Origin of the sequence: Neisseria sp. P0009.S010, from assembly GCF_051958545.1 — a bacterium.
GTDB classification, from domain to species: Bacteria; Pseudomonadota; Gammaproteobacteria; order Burkholderiales; family Neisseriaceae; genus Neisseria; species Neisseria subflava_A.
The window spans coordinates 72440-92542 of sequence record NZ_JBQCVH010000002.1; the positions used below are offsets into that span (position 1 = coordinate 72440).

19 protein-coding genes are annotated in these 20103 nt (G+C 48.5%); 8 read left to right on the forward strand and 11 right to left on the reverse strand.

The genetic code is table 11. The annotated features are described in order from the left end of the window. Positions 1–25: 25 nt before the first annotated feature. A complete protein-coding gene (gene fnr, locus ACTHSN_RS02085) occupies positions 26–760 on the reverse strand; it encodes a fumarate/nitrate reduction transcriptional regulator Fnr (RefSeq protein ID WP_039862092.1) in 735 nt (244 codons plus the stop codon). Between the two features lie 162 nt (positions 761–922). Between fnr and hemN the strand changes: the two genes are divergently transcribed. The 4 genes from hemN to ACTHSN_RS02105 all read left to right on the forward strand — a co-directional run bounded on the left by hemN (position 923) and on the right by ACTHSN_RS02105 (position 3683). Next, a complete protein-coding gene (gene hemN, locus ACTHSN_RS02090) occupies positions 923–2344 on the forward strand; it encodes an oxygen-independent coproporphyrinogen III oxidase (protein WP_440365041.1) in 1422 nt (473 codons plus the stop codon). Between the two features lie 69 nt (positions 2345–2413). Next, positions 2414–2659, forward strand: coding sequence for a DUF1289 domain-containing protein (locus ACTHSN_RS02095; protein WP_107769216.1), 246 nt, complete (start codon positions 2414–2416; stop codon positions 2657–2659). A 38-nt stretch (positions 2660–2697) separates the two neighbouring features. Then, positions 2698–3030, forward strand: coding sequence for a TraB/GumN family protein (locus ACTHSN_RS02100; protein ID WP_440365042.1), 333 nt, complete (start codon positions 2698–2700; stop codon positions 3028–3030). Further along, a complete protein-coding gene (locus ACTHSN_RS02105) occupies positions 3027–3683 on the forward strand; it encodes a TraB/GumN family protein (RefSeq protein WP_440365043.1) in 657 nt (218 codons plus the stop codon). Before ACTHSN_RS02100 ends, ACTHSN_RS02105 begins: the two co-directional genes overlap by 4 nt. A gap of 100 nt (positions 3684–3783) precedes the next feature. Here ACTHSN_RS02105 and argF read toward each other — a convergent pair whose 3' ends face one another. From argF to ACTHSN_RS02140, 7 genes are all read right to left on the reverse strand, one after another. After that, positions 3784–4779 (reverse strand): ornithine carbamoyltransferase, encoded by a 996-nt coding sequence (gene argF / locus ACTHSN_RS02110; RefSeq protein ID WP_107792343.1) that lies wholly within the window; start codon positions 4777–4779, stop codon positions 3784–3786. Between the two features lie 129 nt (positions 4780–4908). After that, positions 4909–5664 carry a methylated-DNA--[protein]-cysteine S-methyltransferase gene (locus ACTHSN_RS02115; RefSeq protein ID WP_107769193.1) on the reverse strand — a complete coding sequence of 252 codons (756 nt, stop codon included), beginning with the start codon at positions 5662–5664 and terminating at the stop codon, positions 4909–4911. 96 nt (positions 5665–5760) lie between these two features. Continuing rightward, on the reverse strand, positions 5761–6894 hold the full coding sequence (dapE, locus tag ACTHSN_RS02120) for a succinyl-diaminopimelate desuccinylase (protein WP_107769192.1): 1134 nt from the start codon (positions 6892–6894) through the stop codon (positions 5761–5763). A gap of 112 nt (positions 6895–7006) precedes the next feature. Beyond that, on the reverse strand, positions 7007–7627 hold the full coding sequence (locus ACTHSN_RS02125; protein WP_440365044.1) for a glucose-6-phosphate 1-dehydrogenase family protein: 621 nt from the start codon (positions 7625–7627) through the stop codon (positions 7007–7009). Between the two features lie 34 nt (positions 7628–7661). Beyond that, positions 7662–8171: a hemerythrin domain-containing protein gene (locus ACTHSN_RS02130; protein WP_440365045.1), complete on the reverse strand. Its 510-nt coding sequence runs from the start codon at positions 8169–8171 to the stop codon at positions 7662–7664. 85 nt (positions 8172–8256) lie between these two features. Next, entirely contained in the window at positions 8257–8826 is a 570-nt protein-coding gene (gene azu / locus ACTHSN_RS02135) for an azurin (RefSeq protein ID WP_070460143.1), read from the reverse strand. Between the two features lie 291 nt (positions 8827–9117). Next, the gene (locus tag ACTHSN_RS02140) at positions 9118–9540 is read right to left on the reverse strand and encodes a DciA family protein (protein WP_070460140.1); all 423 of its coding nucleotides are present in this window, start codon (positions 9538–9540) and stop codon (positions 9118–9120) included. 154 nt (positions 9541–9694) lie between these two features. Here ACTHSN_RS02140 and secA point away from each other — a divergent pair, with 154 nt between their 5' ends. The 3 genes from secA (at position 9695) to ACTHSN_RS02155 (ending at position 14236) form a co-directional block, all read left to right on the forward strand. Next, complete coding sequence (secA, locus tag ACTHSN_RS02145; protein WP_107810701.1) at positions 9695–12448, forward strand: preprotein translocase subunit SecA; 2754 nt, start codon at positions 9695–9697, stop codon at positions 12446–12448. Positions 12449–12580: 132 nt separating this feature from the next. Beyond that, positions 12581–13681, forward strand: coding sequence for a chorismate synthase (gene aroC / locus ACTHSN_RS02150; RefSeq protein ID WP_070460134.1), 1101 nt, complete (start codon positions 12581–12583; stop codon positions 13679–13681). 117 nt (positions 13682–13798) lie between these two features. Then, complete coding sequence (locus ACTHSN_RS02155) at positions 13799–14236, forward strand: ProQ/FINO family protein (RefSeq protein ID WP_070460131.1); 438 nt, start codon at positions 13799–13801, stop codon at positions 14234–14236. Positions 14237–14569: 333 nt separating this feature from the next. Here ACTHSN_RS02155 and ACTHSN_RS02160 read toward each other — a convergent pair whose 3' ends face one another. After that, positions 14570–16144: an inorganic phosphate transporter gene (locus tag ACTHSN_RS02160; RefSeq protein ID WP_070460128.1), complete on the reverse strand. Its 1575-nt coding sequence runs from the start codon at positions 16142–16144 to the stop codon at positions 14570–14572. Positions 16145–16297: 153 nt separating this feature from the next. Between ACTHSN_RS02160 and ACTHSN_RS02165 the strand changes: the two genes are divergently transcribed. Then, positions 16298–17401 carry an anhydro-N-acetylmuramic acid kinase gene (locus ACTHSN_RS02165; protein WP_070460125.1) on the forward strand — a complete coding sequence of 368 codons (1104 nt, stop codon included), beginning with the start codon at positions 16298–16300 and terminating at the stop codon, positions 17399–17401. 63 nt (positions 17402–17464) lie between these two features. Here the strand turns inward: ACTHSN_RS02165 and ACTHSN_RS02170 are convergent, their stop codons facing one another. Then, positions 17465–19024 (reverse strand): TerC family protein, encoded by a 1560-nt coding sequence (locus ACTHSN_RS02170; RefSeq protein ID WP_003684289.1) that lies wholly within the window; start codon positions 19022–19024, stop codon positions 17465–17467. Positions 19025–19284: 260 nt separating this feature from the next. After that, positions 19285–20076 carry a fimb protein gene (locus tag ACTHSN_RS02175; protein ID WP_070460121.1) on the reverse strand — a complete coding sequence of 264 codons (792 nt, stop codon included), beginning with the start codon at positions 20074–20076 and terminating at the stop codon, positions 19285–19287. Positions 20077–20103 lie beyond the last annotated feature (27 nt).

The following is a 20103-nucleotide window of genomic DNA, read 5'->3' on the forward strand; positions in this document are numbered from 1 at the left end:
TGAAATATTTCAGACGGCCTAAGATTCAGATAGCGTGCGAACAACCGGAAACCATTTTCTTCAAGGTTGTCGCATCTAAGATTTTGATGTGCTTGTGTTCAACCGAAATCAAGCCTTCATGATGGAATTTAGACAAGGTGCGGCTGACTGTTTCCAGCTTTAGCCCCAAATAGCTGCCGATTTCCTCACGTGACATCCTCAAGATAAAATCATTGGCGGCGAAGCCTCGTGAATAGAGGCGCTGAGACAAGTTTAGCAAGAATGCTGCCAATCGCTCTTCAGCGCGCATATTGCCCAAAAGCAGCATAACGCCCTGATCTCGAACAATTTCACGACTCATTAAGCGGAAAAAGTGAGAGCGGAGGCTGGGAATATCCTGACCGAGTTCTTCAATGTGTGTAAACGGAAGCTCGCATACCTCGCTGTCTTCCAAAGCCACAGCATCACAGCTGTGAATATGGGAACAAATCCCATCCATACCGATCAGCTCGCCCGACATAAAAAAGCCGGTTACCTGGTCTCGTCCATCTTGGCTGGCGACTGTTGTCTTAAAGAAGCCCGCACGGATGGCAAACAAAGAGGTAAACGGCTCGCCGGCACGGAACAGGTATTCACCTTTTTTCAGACGGCGGCTTTGACGAATAACCGCATCTAATTGTGAAAATTCGTTAGGCATTAGTCCGACAGGCAAACACAGCTCGCGTAAAGAACATGTGGAACACAAGGTTTTCATTTGATGTGTTGCATTGTGTGTAGCCATAACGCACCTTTAATTTGCTTAATTCTCTCAACCCCTGATTAAGCCGAATAACTATTGACCCATGTCAAAGTCGGCATATCATTATGAGGCATTCTACCAAACTATCGAAATTTTGACTAAAATTTTCCCTAATTTCCTCACTTTATACTACAAGCCCCGACCATGAAAATCATCCCCATCTCAAATAACACCAACACAAACAATGAATTACCGGAATTTGACCGTGAATTAATTGCCAGTTTGCCATCAAGCGGTCCACGTTATACATCCTATCCGACCGCCGACCGCTTCCATGAAGGCTTTAAAGAAGCCGAATATATCCAAGCTTTAAACCTGCGCAATATGGGCGCGCTCAACAAACCCCTTTCACTCTACATCCACATTCCCTTCTGCAATACCATCTGCTATTACTGCGGCTGCAATAAAATCATTACCAAAGACAAAAGCCGTGCCGATGCCTATATCCAATATCTGGAAAAAGAAATGGAGTTGCTGGCACCTCATTTAGGCGGAAGACACCAGCTCGCACAGCTCCACTTCGGCGGCGGTACGCCCACATTCCTGAGCGATGACCAACTCGAACGCGTCTTCGACATGATTCGTAAATACTTCCAGCTGATTCCCAACGGCGAATACTCCATCGAAATCGACCCGCGTAAAGTCAGCCGTGAAACCGTCCTCAAATTGGGCAAACTCGGTTTCAACCGCATGAGTGTCGGCATTCAAGACTTCGACCCTAAAGTGCAGGCAGCCGTCAATCGTATCCAAAGTTACGAAGAAACCAAAGAAGTCATCGATGCCGCCCGCGAAGCAGGGTTCAAATCCGTCAGCGTTGATTTGATTTACGGCCTGCCGCACCAAAACACCGAAAGCATCAAAACCACCATCGACACGGTCTTGTCCCTCAGTCCCGACCGCCTCGCCCTCTACCACTACGCTCACTTGCCGCATATCTTCAAACCGCAACGCCGTATCGACACCAATGTCGTTCCCGACAGCGAAGAAAAACTCGATATGCTGCAATATTGCGTCCAAACCCTGACTGAGCGAGGCTACGTTTTCATCGGCATGGACCACTTTGCCAAACCTGACGACGAGCTCTCCATCGCCCTCAAAGAAGGTTTCCTGCAACGAAATTTCCAAGGTTATTCCACCTATGCCGACTGTGACTTGGTGGCGATCGGCGTATCCTCTATTGGCAAAATCGGCAGCACCTACTCCCAAAACGAGCGCGACATCGATACCTATTACGCCGCACTCGATGCCGGACATCTGCCGATTATGCGCGGCTACCAGCTCAATCAAGACGACATTTTGCGCCGCAACATCATTCAGGATTTGATGTGCCGCTTCTCGCTCGACTATCGGATTTACGAAAGCGTGTTCGGCATTCCGTTTAGCCGTTATTTTGCAGCCGAACTGGAAGATATGAAGCAACTGGAAACCCTCGGCCTGGTCCACCTCAAACCGCACGGCCTGACCGTTACGCCGAAGGGCCGTTTCCTGATCCGCAACATCGCCATGGTGTTCGACTACCATTTACGCCATAAAGAAACCAAAGCCAAATACTCGCAAACCGTATAAACACTTAGGCCGTCTGAACATATGTGCTATATTTCAGACGGCCTTTTTTCACATCAAAAGCAACACAAAATGGATCAACCCGATTTCTTCCCCATTCCCAGCCCCTGCATCGGCGTTTGCGAAGCCAATGCCAAAGGTTATTGCAAAGGCTGCCTGCGCAGCCGGGAAGAGCGCTTGTACTGGCTCCAGATGACCGACAGCCAAAAACATCAAGTCATGCACCTTCTATCCCTCAGGAAGGCCAAAATCCGCAACCGCAAACAGGAAAAAACCGAAACGGGCGAACATCCGGTTCAAAACCTGCTCGATTTCTAAATTGCCCTTGCCTACCGCACACCACAATAAGGAAAAACATGAAAAAACTGCTTGCCTGTCTGCTGATACCATTTACCGCCCTCGCCTTAGGTACCTGCAAACCCGCTGCAACTTTACCCGAAAGCAAACCTGCCGAACTCAATTGGCAGCAGCCTAAACTCACCAGCAATGTTTGGAAAATCAGCAAAGAAGGCCAACCCGATTCCTATCTGCTCGGCACCATCCACATGGGGAAAACCAATCAGACCTTGTCTTCCGATGCCCTCAAACTGTTGCAATCCACCAACCAACTGACCACAGAAGTTGACGCATTGCCGGACAGCAGTCCGGAAACAAAAAAATGTATCAAAAATACTTCAAAGAGGTCATGAGTACCGAACCGCTCAGTCGCAAGCTTGGCAAAACAGATTTCCGTCTTTTACAAGAAATCTATTCAAAAAATGAAGAAAGCCGACCCATTGCCCAAATTGCCGACAAACTCCATCCGTGGGCAGCATTGGTTTTTGCCGGCAGCGCATTTCCCCAAGGATATAGCGCAGAAACCGGTGCAGATATGTTGCTGACCAATGCGGCCGCCGACATCAATAAGCCGCGTGGTTCATTGGAAAGTTTGGACGATGTTACCGCGATCTTCAAAGCCCAGCCTGAAGAGACCATGCTCAACTTTCTGAAAGCCAGCATTAAAACCAATAAAGAAGAAACCGAAGATATCAAAAAACTCCATCAAGCCTATTCAGACGGCCGCTTTGAAGAACTCATCCCACTTTTGGAAGAAACCGAACAGCGCACCCTCAAACTTGTTGATACCAAGTACGCCAAAGCCATGTCCGATTGGCTGAAAAACGACCTCCTGATCCGCCGCAACTTGGCATGGTTGCCTGAAATCCGCAAGCAATCGGCCAAACAAAGCACCCTCTTTGCTGTCGGCATTGCCCATTTACCCAGCGAAAAAGGCCTAATCGAACTATTGCGTCAAGAAGGCTATCAAGTAACCCCCGAACCCAAAGTCCTGATTTGGCAATAAACCCCCAATCCAACAACAAGACCGTCTGAAAGTCTTTCTTTCAGACGGCCTTTATTTAATCTCTATTAAATGAAGCAGTAAGCAGCGTTGAGCGCCAAACTCAATCGCCCAATGCCGCTACCATCACCGCTTTAATCGTGTGCATCCGGTTTTCTGCCTGATCAAACACGATGCTGGCTTCGCTTTCAAAGACTTCTTCCGTTACTTCCACGCCATTCAGGCCGAATGTCTCATAAATCCATTCGCCGACTTTGGTTTCGCGATTATGGAAAGCAGGCAGGCAATGCATAAACTTGACTTGCGGATTTTCAGCCGCGGCCATTAATTCGGGCGTAACGCGGTAATCTTTCAGCAAATCGATACGTTCCTGCCAAGCCTCTTTAGGCTCGCCCATGCTGACCCACACATCGGTATGGATAAAATCCACGCCTTTCACGGCTTCTTTCACATTCTCCGTCAACAGAATCCGTCCACCGATCTCTTTAGCAACAGCCTGCACCGTCTCGGTAATGTTTTCAGACGGCCACAAACTTTTCGGCGCACCGATACGCACGTCCATGCCCAGTTTTGCAGCCAACACCAGCAACGAATTAGCCATGTTGTAACGCGCATCGCCGACATAGGCAAACGCAATTTGGTTCAAAGGCTTATTGCTATGCTCGCGCATCGTCAGCGCATCAGCGAGCATTTGAGTCGGGTGGAACTCGTTGGTCAAACCATTGAACACAGGCACGCCTGCATACTTGGCCAGCTCTTCCACCACATCCTGTCCAAAACCGCGATATTCGATACCGTCAAACATCCGCCCTAAAACACGCGCCGTATCCTTAATGCTTTCCTTATGCCCGATTTGGCTGGCAGAAGGCTCTAGATAAGTTACCCCGGCCCCTTGGTCGCGTGCAGCCACTTCAAACGCGCAACGGGTGCGAGTCGATGTTTTCTCGAAAATCAGGGCAATGTTTTTCCCCTTCATCCGCTGCACTTCGCGCCCTGCTTTTTTAGCAGCCTTCAATTCGGCGGCAAGGTCGAGATAGGTGGTAATTTCTTCCGGCGTAAAATCCAAAAGTTTTAAAAAATGGCGGTTTTTCAGGCTCATGTCTTATTTCTCTTTTTTCTAGCGTGGGCGTTGCCCAACATTTTTCTCCATGCAGATTTTTCCGGGCTTCCCCGACCTTCTGCTACTCAATTTTTCAGCGCGCGAAGCCTGCCCCTAATGCAGATCCTCTCAAAACAAGGCCGTCTGAACCTCGCCTCTCTCCAAGGCAAGCAACGATTGTTTGCGGTTCAAACCGCCTGCGTAGCCGGTCAGTTTGCCATCACTGCCGATAACGCGGTGACAGGGAATCAGGATAGACACCTTGTTCTGCCCGTTTGCAGCGGCAACGGCGCGGACGGCTTTAGGATTACCCAACTGTTGCGCCTGCTCCTTGTAGCTGCGCGTTTCGCCGTAAGGAATGGTCAGCAGCGCATTCCACACCTGCTGCTGAAAGGCCGTGCCTATCGTTTCCAAAGGCGTCGCAAAAACTTTCAGACGGCCTTGAAAGTATAAATCCAATTCTTGGCATAAAAGTTGCGTTTGCTCATTTTCTTGGAAAATAAACTGCCCACGCAAAGCTTTTTGGACAGCCATGATTTCCTGCTCCATATGTTTCTGCCCGACAAATTCCAGCAGACACAAACCCTTACTGCCGAACACCGCCAACATCTCGCCCAACGGCGTGGCAACCGCAGCCGCAGTCAGTTCGTGCGGACTATCAGGATAACGCGTTTCCAACAGTAGGATAGCTCGGCGGATACGGACATATTCTTCAGGCGTACAACCGATACAGTCAATAAAATCCTGCTCGAACTGCTTGGCTTCGTGTTCTATAAACCGCTCGTGCAGCAAGGCTTCGAGAGTAGCGGGAAAGTCAGTTTCCAATTGCTCTCGGATATCATTCCACTTTGATGGAAGGTCGTTTAAAGAAGGCAGAGTAATCATATTTTGCCTTGTCTAATTATCGATAACTTAAACGAAAACAAAAAGAGCAAAAGAATCATATCGCCCTATCGTTTTTCAAAGCCTATACGGCCTTTTTCACTTAAACAAACGTTTCAACATACCTTCATATACTGCCGACAGCTTCGGAATATCTTCCAAACGTACGTTTTCATTGATTTGGTGGATGGTCGCGTTAGACGGGCCTAATTCGATGAGTTCTTTGGCAATGGCTTTGATGAAGCGTCCATCCGAAGTACCGCCGGTAGTGGACAATTCGGCCTCAACGCCACAAATCTCGGCAATGGCTTCGCGCGCCACATCGGTCAGTTTTCCGGCCTGAGTTAAAAACGGTTGGCCGGAACAAGACCACTGCAAATCATATTGCACGCAGTGTTTGTCCAAAATGGCGTGGACGCGTTGTTTCAGCCCTTCTTCGGTGGACTCGGTAGAAAAGCGGAAATTGAATTTGACGTTCAGCTCGCCCGGAATGACGTTGGTCGCGCCTGTGCCGCCGTTGATATTGGAAATTTGGAAACTGGTCGGTGGAAAGTATTCATTGCCCTCGTCCCAGACTTCTTGTGTCAGCTCCAGCAAGGCTGGGGCAAAAGTATGCACGGGATTGATTGCCAAATGCGGATAGGCAATATGGCCTTGCTTGCCTTTGACGGTCAGATTGCCCGACAACGAGCCGCGGCGGCCGTTTTTCAACATATCGCCTAATTTATCCACAGCAGTCGGTTCGCCGACGATACAGTAATCAATCAACTCGCCGCGCGCTTTCAACACATCGACGACTTTGGTCGTACCGTCCAGCGCATCACCCTCTTCGTCCGAAGTAATCAGGAGCGCGATGCTGCCTTGATGATTGGGATTTTCGGCAACGAATCGCTCGCAGGCGGTAACAAAACAGGCAATGCTGGTTTTCATATCCGCCGCGCCGCGGCCATACAGACGGCCTTCACGCTCGGTCGGTTCAAACGGTGGCGAATCCCATTTTTCAACAGGGCCTGTCGGCACGACGTCGGTATGTCCGGCAAAGCAGAACACCGGAGCCTGTGTACCGCGGCGCAACCAAACATTTTTGGTGTCGCCAAAATGAAGCTCTTCTACGGCAAAACCGATTTTTTGCAGGCGTTCGGCCAGCAGTTGTTGGCAGTTTTGGTCATCCGGTGTAACGGACGGGCGGGAAATCAGCGCTTTGGCAAGCTCTAGGGATTGCGTTTCGGTCATATTTGTTCACTTTGAGAAACAGGCCGTCTGAAACGTTCTGAATATAATTTTCAGACGGCCTTGAGTTTATTTGAAGATACTGAATGGGCAGTCTGCCTTTCGGTATTCTGAGTTATTTTCCATGACAAGCTTCATACAGCGGCAGTAAGTCTTCCACTGTTTCCACTATCCATTTCGCGACATCCTGCTTGCCTAAATCATCGCGTTCGATGTGTTTCCCGATGCAGAAGAAATCTTTGTCGTCTCGAAGCTTTCTATCGCCGTCGCTTTGTTGGGAGACGGTACGATAATCATCATATTCGCTTTCCGCACCGTGCCACATATCGAATGAAGCGTATTTTTCAGTATCAAAATTATCCAGCCAGCGGTTGTAATCAGGCAGCGCAATTGGGGAAACATCGGCTTTATAGCAATGCCAATCCAAGCTGACGCTCAGGCGGCGGCGATTCAGCAAAATCGACAAAATTGCTGCGGAATTTTTATATTGTTCGTATTTGAAATAGGCAAAGAAATGAGCGCGGACCTGCCAGCCGTTACACCAGCGTTCGATATGCGGCGGCGCAAACGGTGCACCCAATTCAGCGGCAACCTGCTGGATCAGCTGCTGCCATACTTGCCAGTTTTCTTTATAGTCTGCCTTGATTTGCGGAATGCTTTCAGGCTGGTATTTTTTAAGCTGGGAAAACTGGAAAAAAGGGATATTGAACAAATCGCAACTTTTTGGGGTCAGCATCGTGTATTCCTTGGGACGATTGTTTCAGACGGCCTTATTTGTGGCGGCGTGCGGCCATAATTTCGCCGATTTCGGTCAGTTTTTCTTTGGGGATAAAGGTTTTGCCCATATCAAACAGCGGCTCTTCAATCGCCAGATGAACATCATATCCTGCGACAAAGCGTTTGAATGCTTCGGCATCAGGGATATAGGCGTTGTCCGCTTCAAGCTTGGCAAATTCAGCCGCTACGCCGTCCCAGTTGCTATGCAGGCTAACATGTTGGCGCAACAGCTCGTCAACGCTCTCTTGGGCTTGCGGCGCATATTGCAACAAAAGCGGAAAGAAGTTTTCTTCTTCATCTTCATGGTGCAACGGCGCGGCAACGTTGAAATACTGGGCAATTTGGCGGATGGTTTGCAAAACAACCTGATTGCAGCCGTTTTCGGCAATATAGTCCGACAACATGGCAACCTGGCTGCAGAAACGGCGCACTTTGCCGTGGCAGGCGTACAGCATTTCAATGGGTTCGGCAAAAGTAACGCTTTTGGTTTCAAACGGATTCATAGGATTTATTCTTAAATTAATGTTTCCAGATTATAACAAAACAGCCTGCGCAAGGCAGGCTGTCTGTTTTCGAACTTGAGGCGGATTAGTCAACCAAAGTAACTTTACCGTTCATCAAAGCACCGTGACCTGGGAAGGTACAAGCGAATTTGTATTCGCCGTCAGCCAGTTTGGCAGGATCCAGAGTCAAAGAAGATTCTTCGCCGCCACCGATCAGTTTGGTGTGGGCAACAACGCGTGCATCATCAGGTTTAACGTAGTCAGTGTCAGCTGCGCCAACGCCATCTTTGAAAATACCGTCCATGTCTTCAGTTTTACCGATAACAATGTTGTGACCCATGCTGGCTTTAGGTTGGGTACCGGTGTGTTTCAGGGTGATGGTGAATTCTTTACAAGCTTTGCTTACTTGGATTTCTTTAGTGTTGAACTGCATAGCGTCGTTGGCTTCAACAGTAGTCGCGCAGTTGCCGGCAGCAGGAGCAGCGGCAGCGTCGGCTGGAGCGGCTTCAGAAGCAGGAGCTGCATCAGCAGGTGCAGTAGTTTCTGCAGGGGCAGCTTCGGAAGCAGCAGGGGCTTCAGCAGGTTTTGCAGCTTCTTGAGAGCATGCAGCCAAGCCGATAACGGCAGCGGAAATCAGAGCCAGATAAGCTTTCATTGATGTATCTCCTAATGATGAGAGTTTTGTTAAGTTCTATTAATAGCACCACACGAATATATTAATAAAAGGCAAACGCCAAACTAAAATTTATCCGCATAGCGTGATGTGAAATTCAGGCGTTATTTTGCTACAAACTTCACACGAAATCAAAGTTTCAAGCCAAGTTTACATCAGTTTACCTAAAAGAAAACAGATACTTTCTAGGTCGTATTTCTTTAGTATTAGATGCTATCATCCGAATGAAATAAGTTTTAACATTTATTAACAATAATCTCATCTGACATAATTTTAACGGCTGTGCTTGCGTACCAATTCTGCCAATGCCGCCGCCAATTCGGGATGTTTGCCTTCCAATTTGGCTGCCGCCTCGTCAAAACTGTCTAAAGCTGCCTCGCTCAATCGCAAACTATTGGTTTTCGGCTGAGTCGGAGGCTTGGGGACTACCCTGACCACCACTTCCCTTACCCCTGCATGCAATGCTTGCAACTTGGGCAACATGGCAGGCAGGATCATCTTCAAACGCGAAGCAGCCATATTGTTGGCGGCAAGCAAGACCAATCTTCCGTCTTCTACGCAGGCCGTCTGAAAATGCAGATGCAGGTTGGCCGGCAAAACCGTTTTGATTTTTGCATCCAATTTCCGCCATTGTTGCGATTGTTGCAACAAGCCCGCCAATAAATGATCGCGCTTGCCTAATTGTGCTAAATCCATATATTTCAGACGGCCTCTCAGTAAATTAACCAAACAATTACAATTGAAATACAGCAAAACCGCCTTTATTTCAAACAGCATTACCGCGTTATACAAGCGCTTGTGTTAAAATCCCAATTTCGCCCACTATTATATCAAGGCGCAGGAATTATTCATGCTGACAAACATTGCTAAGAAAATCTTCGGCAGCCGCAACGACCGCCTGCTGAAACAATATCGTAAATCCGTTGCCAAAATCAACGCGCTTGAGAAACAAATGCAGGCCTTGAGCGATGCAGAACTGCAAGCTAAAACAGCCGAATTCAAACAACGTCTCGCCGATGGACAAAGCCTGGACGACATCTTGGTCGAAGCCTTTGCCGTCTGCCGCGAAGCATCGAGCCGTGTATTGGGCATGCGCCACTTTGATGTACAGCTGATCGGCGGTATGGTCCTGCACAACGGCAAAATCGCCGAAATGCGTACCGGTGAAGGTAAAACTCTGGTGGCCACCCTTGCCGTTTATCTGAATGCATTGTCAGGAAAAGGCGTACACGTCGTTACCGTAAACGACTACCTCGCCTCCCGTGACGCGAGCATTATGGAGCCGTTGTACAACTTCTTAGGCTTGAGCGTCGGCGTGATCGTCGCCGATTTGCAACCTTTTGAACGCCAAACTGCTTATGGTGCCGACATTACTTACGGTACAAACAACGAGTTCGGTTTCGACTACCTGCGCGACAATATGGTGACCGACCAATACGACAAAGTTCAACGTGAATTGAACTTTGCCGTTGTCGACGAAGTGGACTCCATTCTGATTGACGAAGCGCGTACGCCGCTGATTATTTCCGGCCAGGCGGATGACAACATCCAGCTCTACCGTGTAATGAACGCTGTTCCTGCCCACCTTATCCGCCAAGAAACCGAAGAAGGCGAAGGCGATTACTGGGTAGATGAAAAAGCACACCAAGTCATCCTGAGCGAAGCCGGTCACGAACACGCCGAGCAAATCCTGACCCAAATGGGCTTATTGCAGGAAAACGATTCGCTCTACTCTGCCGCCAATATTTCCCTGATGCACCACCTCATGGCGGCATTGCGCGCACACACCCTGTTCCACAAAGACCAACATTACGTCATTCAAGACGGCGAAATCGTGATTGTGGACGAATTTACAGGCCGTCTGATGGCCGGCCGCCGCTGGTCCGAAGGCTTGCACCAAGCTGTTGAAGCTAAAGAAGGCGTAGAAATCAAACGCGAAAACCAAACGCTTGCATCTATTACCTTCCAAAACTACTTCCGCCTGTACAGCAAACTGTCCGGTATGACTGGTACGGCCGACACCGAAGCCTTCGAGTTCCAAAGCATTTACAACCTCGAAACCGTCATCATCCCGACCAACCGTCCTGTACAACGTAAAGACTTCAACGACCAAATCTTCCGCTCAGCCGAAGAAAAATTTGAAGCCGTTGTCAAAGACATCGCCGAATGCCATAAAAACGGCCAACCGGTTTTGGTCGGCACAACCAGCATCGAAAACTCCGAACTGGTTTCTGACTTATTACATAAAGCAGGTCTGCCGCATAACGTTCTGAACGCCAAAGAACACGAGCGCGAGGCATTAATTGTCGCTCAAGCCGGTAAAGTCGGCGCGATTACCGTTGCCACCAACATGGCCGGCCGCGGTACCGATATTGTCTTGGGCGGCAACCTCAAACATCAAATCGAAGCCATCCATGCCGATGAAACCTTGAGCGAACAGCAAAAACAAGCGCAAATTTCAGCCCTTGAAAGCGGTTGGCAAGCTGAACACGACCAAGTTGTGGCCGCAGGCGGTTTGCACATTATCGGTACAGAACGCCATGAAAGCCGCCGTATCGACAACCAGTTGCGCGGTCGTGCGGGCCGTCAGGGCGACCCCGGCTCCAGCCGTTTCTATCTGTCGTTTGAAGACCCATTATTGCGCCTGTTTGCACTCGACCGTGCCGCTGCCATCCTCAACCGTCTGGCACCTGAACGCGGCGTTGCCATCGAACACGGCCTGCTGACCCGTCAAATCGAAGGCGCGCAACGTAAAGTCGAAGGCCGCAACTTCGATATGCGTAAACAGGTTTTGGAATACGATGACGTTGCCAACGACCAACGTAAAGTGATTTACCATCAACGTAACGAAATCCTGACCAGCAAAGACGTCAGCGATTTGACCCGCGAAATCCGCGCCGACGTTATCAGCGACTTGGTTGATTACCACATCCCGCCTGACAGCATGGAAGAGCAATGGGACATTCCGGCACTGGAGCACCAACTTGCCGCCGATTTCCGCCTGCATGTCGATATTAAAGGCTGGCTGAAAGAAGACAGCACTTTGGACAACCAAGACATTAAAGAGCGCCTCATCAAACGCATCGAAGACGAATATGCCGAGAAAGTCGAATTGGTCGGCAAACAGGCCATGTCTGACTTCGAACGCAATGTTATGCTGCAAGTTATCGACAACCAATGGCGCGAACACCTCGCCGCTATGGACTACCTGCGCCAAGGCATCCACCTGCGCAGCTATGCTCAGAAAAATCCGAAACAGGAATACAAACGCGAAGCTTTCGCCATGTTTGAAAATCTGTGGCGCGGTATCAAACAAAACATTGCCGCTTTGCTGACCGCCGTTCAAATCGAGCGCAACAGCGAATACGACCATACTGCCGCACAAAGCGTCAGCGATGTTCAAACCGTCCACTCCGATGCGCCTGATATGGAAGAATTGCTAGGTCAATCGCAAACCGATTTGGTTACCGAAGCATTCGATCCTGACGGCACAGACTTCAGCCCTGAAGCGCTTGCACAAAATGGCCTGATTGTTCACCGCAACGATCCTTGCCCTTGCGGCAGCGGCCTGAAATACAAACAGTGCCACGGTAAATTAAACTAAGCAGTCATCTCAAAAGGCCGTCTGAATAAGTGTAAAAACGAAATCAAAGATTCTCGTTTCACCGTTCAGACGGCCTGAGAATTATCCAAATAAGCAAAAAATTTCCAAACCCAATTTCAAAAGAGTATCCCTATGGCAGGCAATACCTTCGGACAAATCTTTACCGTTACCACTTTCGGCGAAAGCCACGGCGCAGGCTTGGGCTGCATCATTGACGGCTGCCCGCCCGGATTAGAATTGAGCGAAGCGGATATCCAATTTGACCTTGACCGTCGCAAACCCGGCACCAGCCGCCACGTTACCCAACGCCGCGAAGCCGACCAAGTCGAAATCCTCTCCGGCGTATTCGAAGGCAAAACCACCGGTACCCCCATCGCCCTCCTGATCCGCAATACCGACCAACGCAGCAAAGACTATGGCAATATCGCCACCAGTTTTCGTCCCGGACACGCCGATTACACCTACTGGCACAAATACGGTACACGCGACTATCGCGGCGGCGGTAGAAGTTCCGCCCGCGAAACCGCTGCCCGCGTTGCAGCCGGAGCAGTTGCAAAAAAATGGCTGAAAGAAAAATTCGGCACGGAAATTACCGCTTACGTTACCCAAGTCGGTGAAAAAGAAATCCAGTTTGAAGGTTACAAATATATTTCCCAAAATCCTTTTTTTGCAGCAAACCAAAGCCAAATTGAAGACTTGGAAAACTATATGGACAGCGTGCGCAAATCATTGGATTCTGTCGGCGCAAAACTTCATATCGAAGCAGCCAACGTCCCTGTTGGCTTGGGCGAACCGGTTTTTGACCGCCTCGATGCAGAAATTGCCTATGCCATGATGGGCATCAATGCTGTCAAAGGCGTGGAAATCGGTGCAGGTTTTAATAGCGTAACGCAACGTGGCAGCGAACACGGTGACGAGCTCACGCCACAAGGCTTTCTATCCAACCACTCAGGCGGCATCTTGGGCGGCATCAGCACCGGACAAGACATTCATGTAAATATTGCCATCAAACCCACCAGCTCCATCGCCACACCGCGCCGGAGCATTGATATAGAGGGCAACCCTGTCGAGCTTGCCACACACGGCCGCCACGACCCCTGCGTCGGATTACGCGCTGCTCCGATTGCAGAAGCCATGCTGGCATTGGTATTGATTGACCACGCCTTACGCCATCGTGCGCAAAATGCCGATGTTCAGGTTAATACACCAGACATTGCCAAATTGGAAAAATAACCGTTTATTTCTGAATATTCTCAGAAAAATTTAGCCAAATCCCAGTCTTTATACTACAATAGCACCTTATTGCCGTATGACGAAAATACGGATTTATATTAGAGGAATACAACCGCAATGGCACAAGAAACCGCTTTGGGCGCTGCGCTGAAATCTGCCGTCCAAACTATGAGCAAGAAAAAACAGACAGACATGATTGCCGACCACATTTACGGCAAATATGATGTATTCAAACGATTCAAACCGTTGGCCGTCGGTATCGACCAAGACTTGGTTGCCGCCCTGCCCCAATACGACCCAGCACTGATTGCACGCGTACTGGCCAACCACTGCCGCCGTCCGCGCTATCTGAAAGCCCTGGCTCGCGGCGGCAAACGTTTTGACTTGAACAACCGCTTCAAAGGCGAAGTCAGTACAGAAGAACAAACCATTGCCCAACAGCACCCAGCCGTTCAACAGGCATTGGCTGCACAAGCCGAACGTCAAGCCGCTAAGGCTACTACAGAAGCAGAAGTAGCTCCTACTCAAGCCGAGACCAACGAAGCTGCTGAATAATGTTCAGACGGCCGTAAAGGCTTACACTAAATAGAAAAACCCCAATTCAATACGACACTTAAACGTCGATGAATTGGGGCTTTTTTATTACCTTAACCTTATAGCAGACTAATTAAAAATAGCTTTGTTTATCCTCACTAAACCCCAAAATCTTTTCCAAGATATTCCTAATAAGGTATTTCTCTATTACCTTGATTATTCTTGTATCAGTTCAAACATTGAAAAGCATGATTTGTGCATCGTTAAAACAAACTAAAATCTATCCTTTACAAAAATAAGTAAAGGCCGTCTGAAATCTATCTTTCAGACGGCCTTTTGAAATCAAGCAATCAATTAAAACACGGCTTGCAAAACCAAATAGCTGACAACAGACAAAACGGCAGCAGCAGGCAAGGTAATAACCCAAGCAAGGCCGATCGGTTTCATCAATTTCCAGTTGGCATTGCGGTTAACCAAGCCGATACCCAAAACTGCACCTACCAAGATATGGGTACTGGAAACAGGCAAGCCCATAAATGATGCGGCCATCACGACGGCGGCAGCAGAAAGCTCGGCTGAGAAGCCTGACGCGGGATGCATCTCTGCCAAGCTGGTGCCTACGGTTTTAATCACTTCTTTGCCGACAAACCATAAACCGACGATTAAAGCGATACCGAAAGTCAACATGGCAATCGGCGGCACGGCGTTTTGGGCAGTAATGCTGTTGGTACGCAACACATCCATAATCGCGGCAAACGGACCAATCGCATTGGCAATATCGTTCGCACCATGGCTGAATGCGAAACCGCAAGCGGTAAATACCTGCATCCATGAGAACATTTGGAAAGTCGATTTATCCAAATCTTTGCGTTTTAAACTTTTGGCAAATACAAACGTACCCATCCAAATAGCCGCACCGATCATGAAAATGGTCAGGAAGCTGTTGACGTTGCTCATGCCCAAATGCAGATTTTTCAGACCTTTGAAAATCAACATGGCCGCAATCATCATGCCGCCGACAGAAGCGATAAACGGCACCCAAGAGTGCAGGGCTTTGTAAGAATCTACTTCGCCCTTACGGCTGTCAAAGCGGTGCAGACCGCGATAATACTCAGACTGCAATTCTTCAGGATCAAAGTCCGGCTCATCATAAATTTGGGCATCGTGCGCCATTTTGGTGGCGTATTCGACTTTTTCAGATTCACTCAAGGCTTCAAAAAACAGGCGGTGTTCTTCTTTATAGGCTTTCTTCTCCAGCTTGATGCCTTTGAGCGTATTATCGGCCCAAGAGTTGTAGTCCAAAACGTTTTTCTTAATTCGTGAAAACAACAGATAGGAAACGATACCGCCCAATACCGGAGACAAAATCCAAGACAAGGCAATTTCGCCCAACTTGTCCCATTGAATCAGCGCAACGGAATCCACACCGTTCAATGCCGCCATACACAAGGCACTACCGACGATACCGCCGATAATGGCATGTGTCGTGGAAACCGGCAGACCTTTGCGTGATGCGAAAAGCAGCCACAATGCCGCAGCCAAAAGCGCAGACATCATAATAAAGACAAACTGCATCGGATCCAGATGCATGCCATTCAAATCGATAATACCCTTACGGATGGTATCTGTTACCTCGCCGCCGGCAATCACTGCGCCGCTGACTTCAAATACTGCCGCAATCAGCAAAGCTTGCGGAATGGTCAATGTGCCGGAGCCGACACTTGTACCGAAAGAGTTGGCAATATCATTACCACCCACATTAAACGCCATGAAGACGCCGAAAAAGGTAGCAAGGATAAACAGGACTGAGTGGTTGTAGTGGGTATAACCCAAACCCCAATAAATAAAATAGCCGACCATGCTCACAAGCATAGCGGCAAAAACCGTATTAATCAGCTTCAAGTTCGCACTCGACTGAGTTTGAGCCATGGAAAGTTTCCTTTTGGAAAACATGTTGAGTCGCGTTATTTTAACCTTTTTGTAATCTTTCTTGCACCAACTATTTACATTAAATGCCGAAATTCCCGTAAAAACGTCAAAAGGCGTTAAAATGTCGTTTTACCTTCTCTTTCTGTAACCGAAATGCAACCCCAATACTATATCGGCATCATGTCAGGAACCAGCATGGACGGTGCCGATGCCGTACTGATTCAAATGCAGGGCAAGCAATGGCAACGAGCCGTTGCCCACAGCTTTCTACCCTATTCAGACGGCCTGCGCCAAGAATTGTTGGCACTGCAAGACATAGGCGAAAATGAATTGCACAGAAGCAATATCCTGGCGCAAACACTCAGCCGCCTATACGCCCAAACCGTCCAACAACTATTGGCAGAACAAAACCTGTCGGCCAAAGACATTGCCGCGATCGGCTGCCACGGACAAACCATCCGCCATGCGCCTGAACACGGTTACAGCATTCAACTGGTCAACCTCTCCCTGTTAGCTGAACTGACCGGCATTTTCACTGTCGGCGACTTTCGCAGCCGCGACCTTGCCTGCAACGGCCAAGGTGCACCCCTCGTTCCAGCCTTTCACGAAGCGCTGTTTCAAGATGCGAATGAAACCCGCGCCGTACTCAACATTGGCGGTATTTCCAATATCAGTATCCTCCCACACGACAGCCCTTCTTTCGGCTTCGATACCGGCCCCGGCAATATGCTGATGGATGCATGGATGCAACATATTTGGCAGCAGCCTTACGACAAAAACGGGGAAAAAGCTGCACAAGGCAAAATCCTCCCTGATCTGCTCGCTTCCCTGCTCGACCATCCTTATTTCAGCCGCCCTTATCCCAAAAGTACAGGCCGAGAGTTGTTTTCCCTAAGCTGGCTTCAAGGCCATCTGAAAGGTAATGAAAAGCCGGAAGATGTGATACGTACATTGGTCTTTTATACCGCACAAACCATTTTTGACGCGGCCAAACAAGCTGCTCCGGTGATTCATCATCTTTATATCTGCGGCGGCGGCATCCGCAATCCTGTTTTGATGCAAGACTTGGAAACCCTGTTTTCTCCCGACACCAAATTGCACAGTACAGCCAAGCTCCATCTTGACCCGCAATGGGTGGAAGCCGCCGCTTTTGCCTGGCTTGCAGCCTGTTGGTGCAATCAAGTCCCGAGCAATCCCCACCATGCAACCGGCGCACATTCACACCGAATTTTAGGCTCAGGACATTACGGCAACTAAAGTTAAATCAATAAAAAGGCCGTCTGAACATTTTCAGACGGCCTTTACTATATTAGCCTTTCCTTATTCTTCTTCCGGCAAACGATTGATTTTCACACGGGCAATCCGTTGTCCGTCCTTCTCAACCACTTCAAAACGCCAGCCATGATAATCGATGAAGTCGCCCACATCAGGAATACTTTGCAATTCTTCCATAATCAAGCCGGCAACAGTATGGAAGTCCGCATCTTCTTCTTGAGCAGGCAGATTTAACTGGGAAGCCAATTCCACATACTCCAATGCACCATCCACAGACAGCGTTTCATCCTGGCTGGCTGGAGCAGCTTCTTCTTCCTCACGCTCGAATTCCTCTGGGAACTCACCGGCAATGGTTTCCAACAAATCTTTCATGGTCACCATACCCAACACCGCGCCAAATTCATCCACCACCAACGCATAATCCGCGCTGCTTTGACGGAACAATTCAATCGCATTTAACGCCGTCGTACTGTCCGGCAAAATCAATGGCTGGCGCAAGGCCGTCTGAATATTGATTTCTCCCGATTCAAGCAGCTGGTTCAGCAAATCTTTTTTACTGATATAGCCCAAAGGCTCATCTACACCTGCCTTACCGACAACCAACAAACGGCTATACGGCGTATTTTTCAACTGCGCATTTTGTTCTTCCCGACTTTGGGAAATATCCAATTTCTCGATTTCCCGACGCGGAATCATCACGCCCATAATCGGGCGTTCCGCCAAAGTCAGCACGCTGCGAATCATGGATTTTTCGTTTTCTTCAAAATGCTCGTCATCGCCGCCGTTGTCGCCTGCTTTTGCCAAAATGCTTTCGCGGATACCCATCATGCCCAACACATTTTCAGCGGTACGCTTACGCCAAGAAGTGCTGATATAGTCATTTTTACGGGCATTCTTTTGCGAAACCTGATTAAACAGTTCGATCAAAATCGAGAAGCCAATCGCCGCATACAAATAGCCTTTCGGAATATGGAAATGGAAGGCTTCTGCAATCAGGCTGAAACCAATCATCAACAAGAAACCCAAACACAACATCACAACGGTTGGATGCTTGTCCACAAAGGCAGTCAACGGTTTGCTGGCAGAAATCATCACCGTCATCGCCACAACAACCGCACCCATTGCCACCACAATATGATCCACCATCGCCACTGCCGTAATAACAGAATCGATAGAGAAAACTGCATCCAAAATCAAGATTTGCGCCACAACGCCCCAAAAAGCAGAATGCTTCTTCTGCCCTTCAGCAACAGCAAATTGATTGTGGCCTTCAAGTCGTTCGTGCAGCTCGGTAGTCGCTTTATAAAGCAGGAAAATACCGCCGGCAAACATAATCATGTCTTTACCGGAAATCTCCAGGCCGCCCAACTCAAACAAAGGACGCGTCAGCGTCATGATGTGCGCCATAAAGCCCAGCATGAAAATCCGAATAACAACGGCCAAGCCCAAGCCCGTTATCCGCGCCTTATCACGTTGCGACGGCTTAACCTTGTTTGCCAAAATCGCTACGAAAACAAGGTTATCAATACCTAAAACAACTTCCAAAACCAGAAGCGTGGCAAAGCCTATCCAAGTATGCGGCTCTGCCAACCAACTGAAATCCATAATGATTGTGTTCCTTTAAAATACAAAAAGGCAGCCGCTCCGCTTAAAACGGACAGACTGCCAAAGTTCGGACATAAATAAAGGGAAAGAAGCGGTATAACAACTACTCTGCTCTGCGTCTTTCATGAAAAATTTATACCTCGATCAACAATAATGGCAATCAGTTTATCAGTTTGACGAAAGAAAGGCAAAATCTGACAGCATATTTTCTTTTAAAAACAGCCTATACCAGCACTTACCAGCTTTCAGACGGCCTTTTCTTACTTGATAAAACCATCAATCGGCGCATAACCCAAGAAATCTGCCTGTTCATTCAATATCACAACCCATTCTTTACTTCGCGCACTGGTAAACGGCAAGAAATACAACTCTTTCCCATCATTTCTCAGCGAAGCCTGTTCCAAAATTGACTCCTCATTCATGCCACGGGCTTTTGCCAAGACAGACAACGGTTTCATTGCTTTACGAATTTTCTCACGTTCCTGCTGCGAATCTGGCAACCACCAAGAAGGCCTCATACTCGGTTCAACACCTTTCAAAGACAAATCAAGACCTTGGTTAGCTTCGTCCGGGCTCATCGCTTCACGCAACCCAACACGGCGTACGCCAAACCAAGATAAATCCTGCAAATCCTTCGGAGCATGGCTCAAATCATTTACATCAATTTCTGCAGCAGTTACCACATTTATCCTATCGGTTTCGAATGCGGAAACCACTGGACGCGCCAAAGATACGTTGCACAAACCATAAATTAAAGCAGCCAGCTGAATCATGCCGATTAAGGAAAAATCAACAATCCTCTCTTTAAGTTTTTTGCTCGGACTGGCAAGAATCAAAGTCAGCAACGGGCCGCAAACAATATCTACTGAAATGACCAGTTTATATAAAGCCAATCCGCCTGTCAGCTCGGCATACGGATAAGGATACCAAACTCCAAATACTAACAAAGCGGCCAATCCTGCCAAAATCAGACTAATCAACAAATGCCATGCCGCATTTTTTAATGCGAACCGAAAGCGTGGTGAAGAATGTAATGTATGTGCGTTTTCCATAGATAACAATAAGATATTATTTCTTCT

Bases quoted from the DNA above. Each gene is read 5' to 3' on its own strand.
- fnr (WP_039862092.1), bottom strand. From the start codon at position 760: ATGGCTACACACAATGCAACACATCAAATGAAAACCTTGTGTTCCACA.
- hemN (WP_440365041.1), top strand. From the start codon at position 923: ATGAAAATCATCCCCATCTCAAATAACACCAACACAAACAATGAATTA.
- ACTHSN_RS02095 (WP_107769216.1), top strand. From the start codon at position 2,414: ATGGATCAACCCGATTTCTTCCCCATTCCCAGCCCCTGCATCGGCGTT.
- ACTHSN_RS02100 (WP_440365042.1), top strand. From the start codon at position 2,698: ATGAAAAAACTGCTTGCCTGTCTGCTGATACCATTTACCGCCCTCGCC.
- ACTHSN_RS02105 (WP_440365043.1), top strand. From the start codon at position 3,027: ATGAGTACCGAACCGCTCAGTCGCAAGCTTGGCAAAACAGATTTCCGT.
- argF (WP_107792343.1), bottom strand. From the start codon at position 4,779: ATGAGCCTGAAAAACCGCCATTTTTTAAAACTTTTGGATTTTACGCCG.
- ACTHSN_RS02115 (WP_107769193.1), bottom strand. From the start codon at position 5,664: ATGATTACTCTGCCTTCTTTAAACGACCTTCCATCAAAGTGGAATGAT.
- dapE (WP_107769192.1), bottom strand. From the start codon at position 6,894: ATGACCGAAACGCAATCCCTAGAGCTTGCCAAAGCGCTGATTTCCCGC.
- ACTHSN_RS02125 (WP_440365044.1), bottom strand. From the start codon at position 7,627: ATGCTGACCCCAAAAAGTTGCGATTTGTTCAATATCCCTTTTTTCCAG.
- ACTHSN_RS02130 (WP_440365045.1), bottom strand. From the start codon at position 8,171: ATGAATCCGTTTGAAACCAAAAGCGTTACTTTTGCCGAACCCATTGAA.
- azu (WP_070460143.1), bottom strand. From the start codon at position 8,826: ATGAAAGCTTATCTGGCTCTGATTTCCGCTGCCGTTATCGGCTTGGCT.
- ACTHSN_RS02140 (WP_070460140.1), bottom strand. From the start codon at position 9,540: ATGGATTTAGCACAATTAGGCAAGCGCGATCATTTATTGGCGGGCTTG.
- secA (WP_107810701.1), top strand. From the start codon at position 9,695: ATGCTGACAAACATTGCTAAGAAAATCTTCGGCAGCCGCAACGACCGC.
- aroC (WP_070460134.1), top strand. From the start codon at position 12,581: ATGGCAGGCAATACCTTCGGACAAATCTTTACCGTTACCACTTTCGGC.
- ACTHSN_RS02155 (WP_070460131.1), top strand. From the start codon at position 13,799: ATGGCACAAGAAACCGCTTTGGGCGCTGCGCTGAAATCTGCCGTCCAA.
- ACTHSN_RS02160 (WP_070460128.1), bottom strand. From the start codon at position 16,144: ATGGCTCAAACTCAGTCGAGTGCGAACTTGAAGCTGATTAATACGGTT.
- ACTHSN_RS02165 (WP_070460125.1), top strand. From the start codon at position 16,298: ATGCAACCCCAATACTATATCGGCATCATGTCAGGAACCAGCATGGAC.
- ACTHSN_RS02170 (WP_003684289.1), bottom strand. From the start codon at position 19,024: ATGGATTTCAGTTGGTTGGCAGAGCCGCATACTTGGATAGGCTTTGCC.
- ACTHSN_RS02175 (WP_070460121.1), bottom strand. From the start codon at position 20,076: ATGGAAAACGCACATACATTACATTCTTCACCACGCTTTCGGTTCGCA.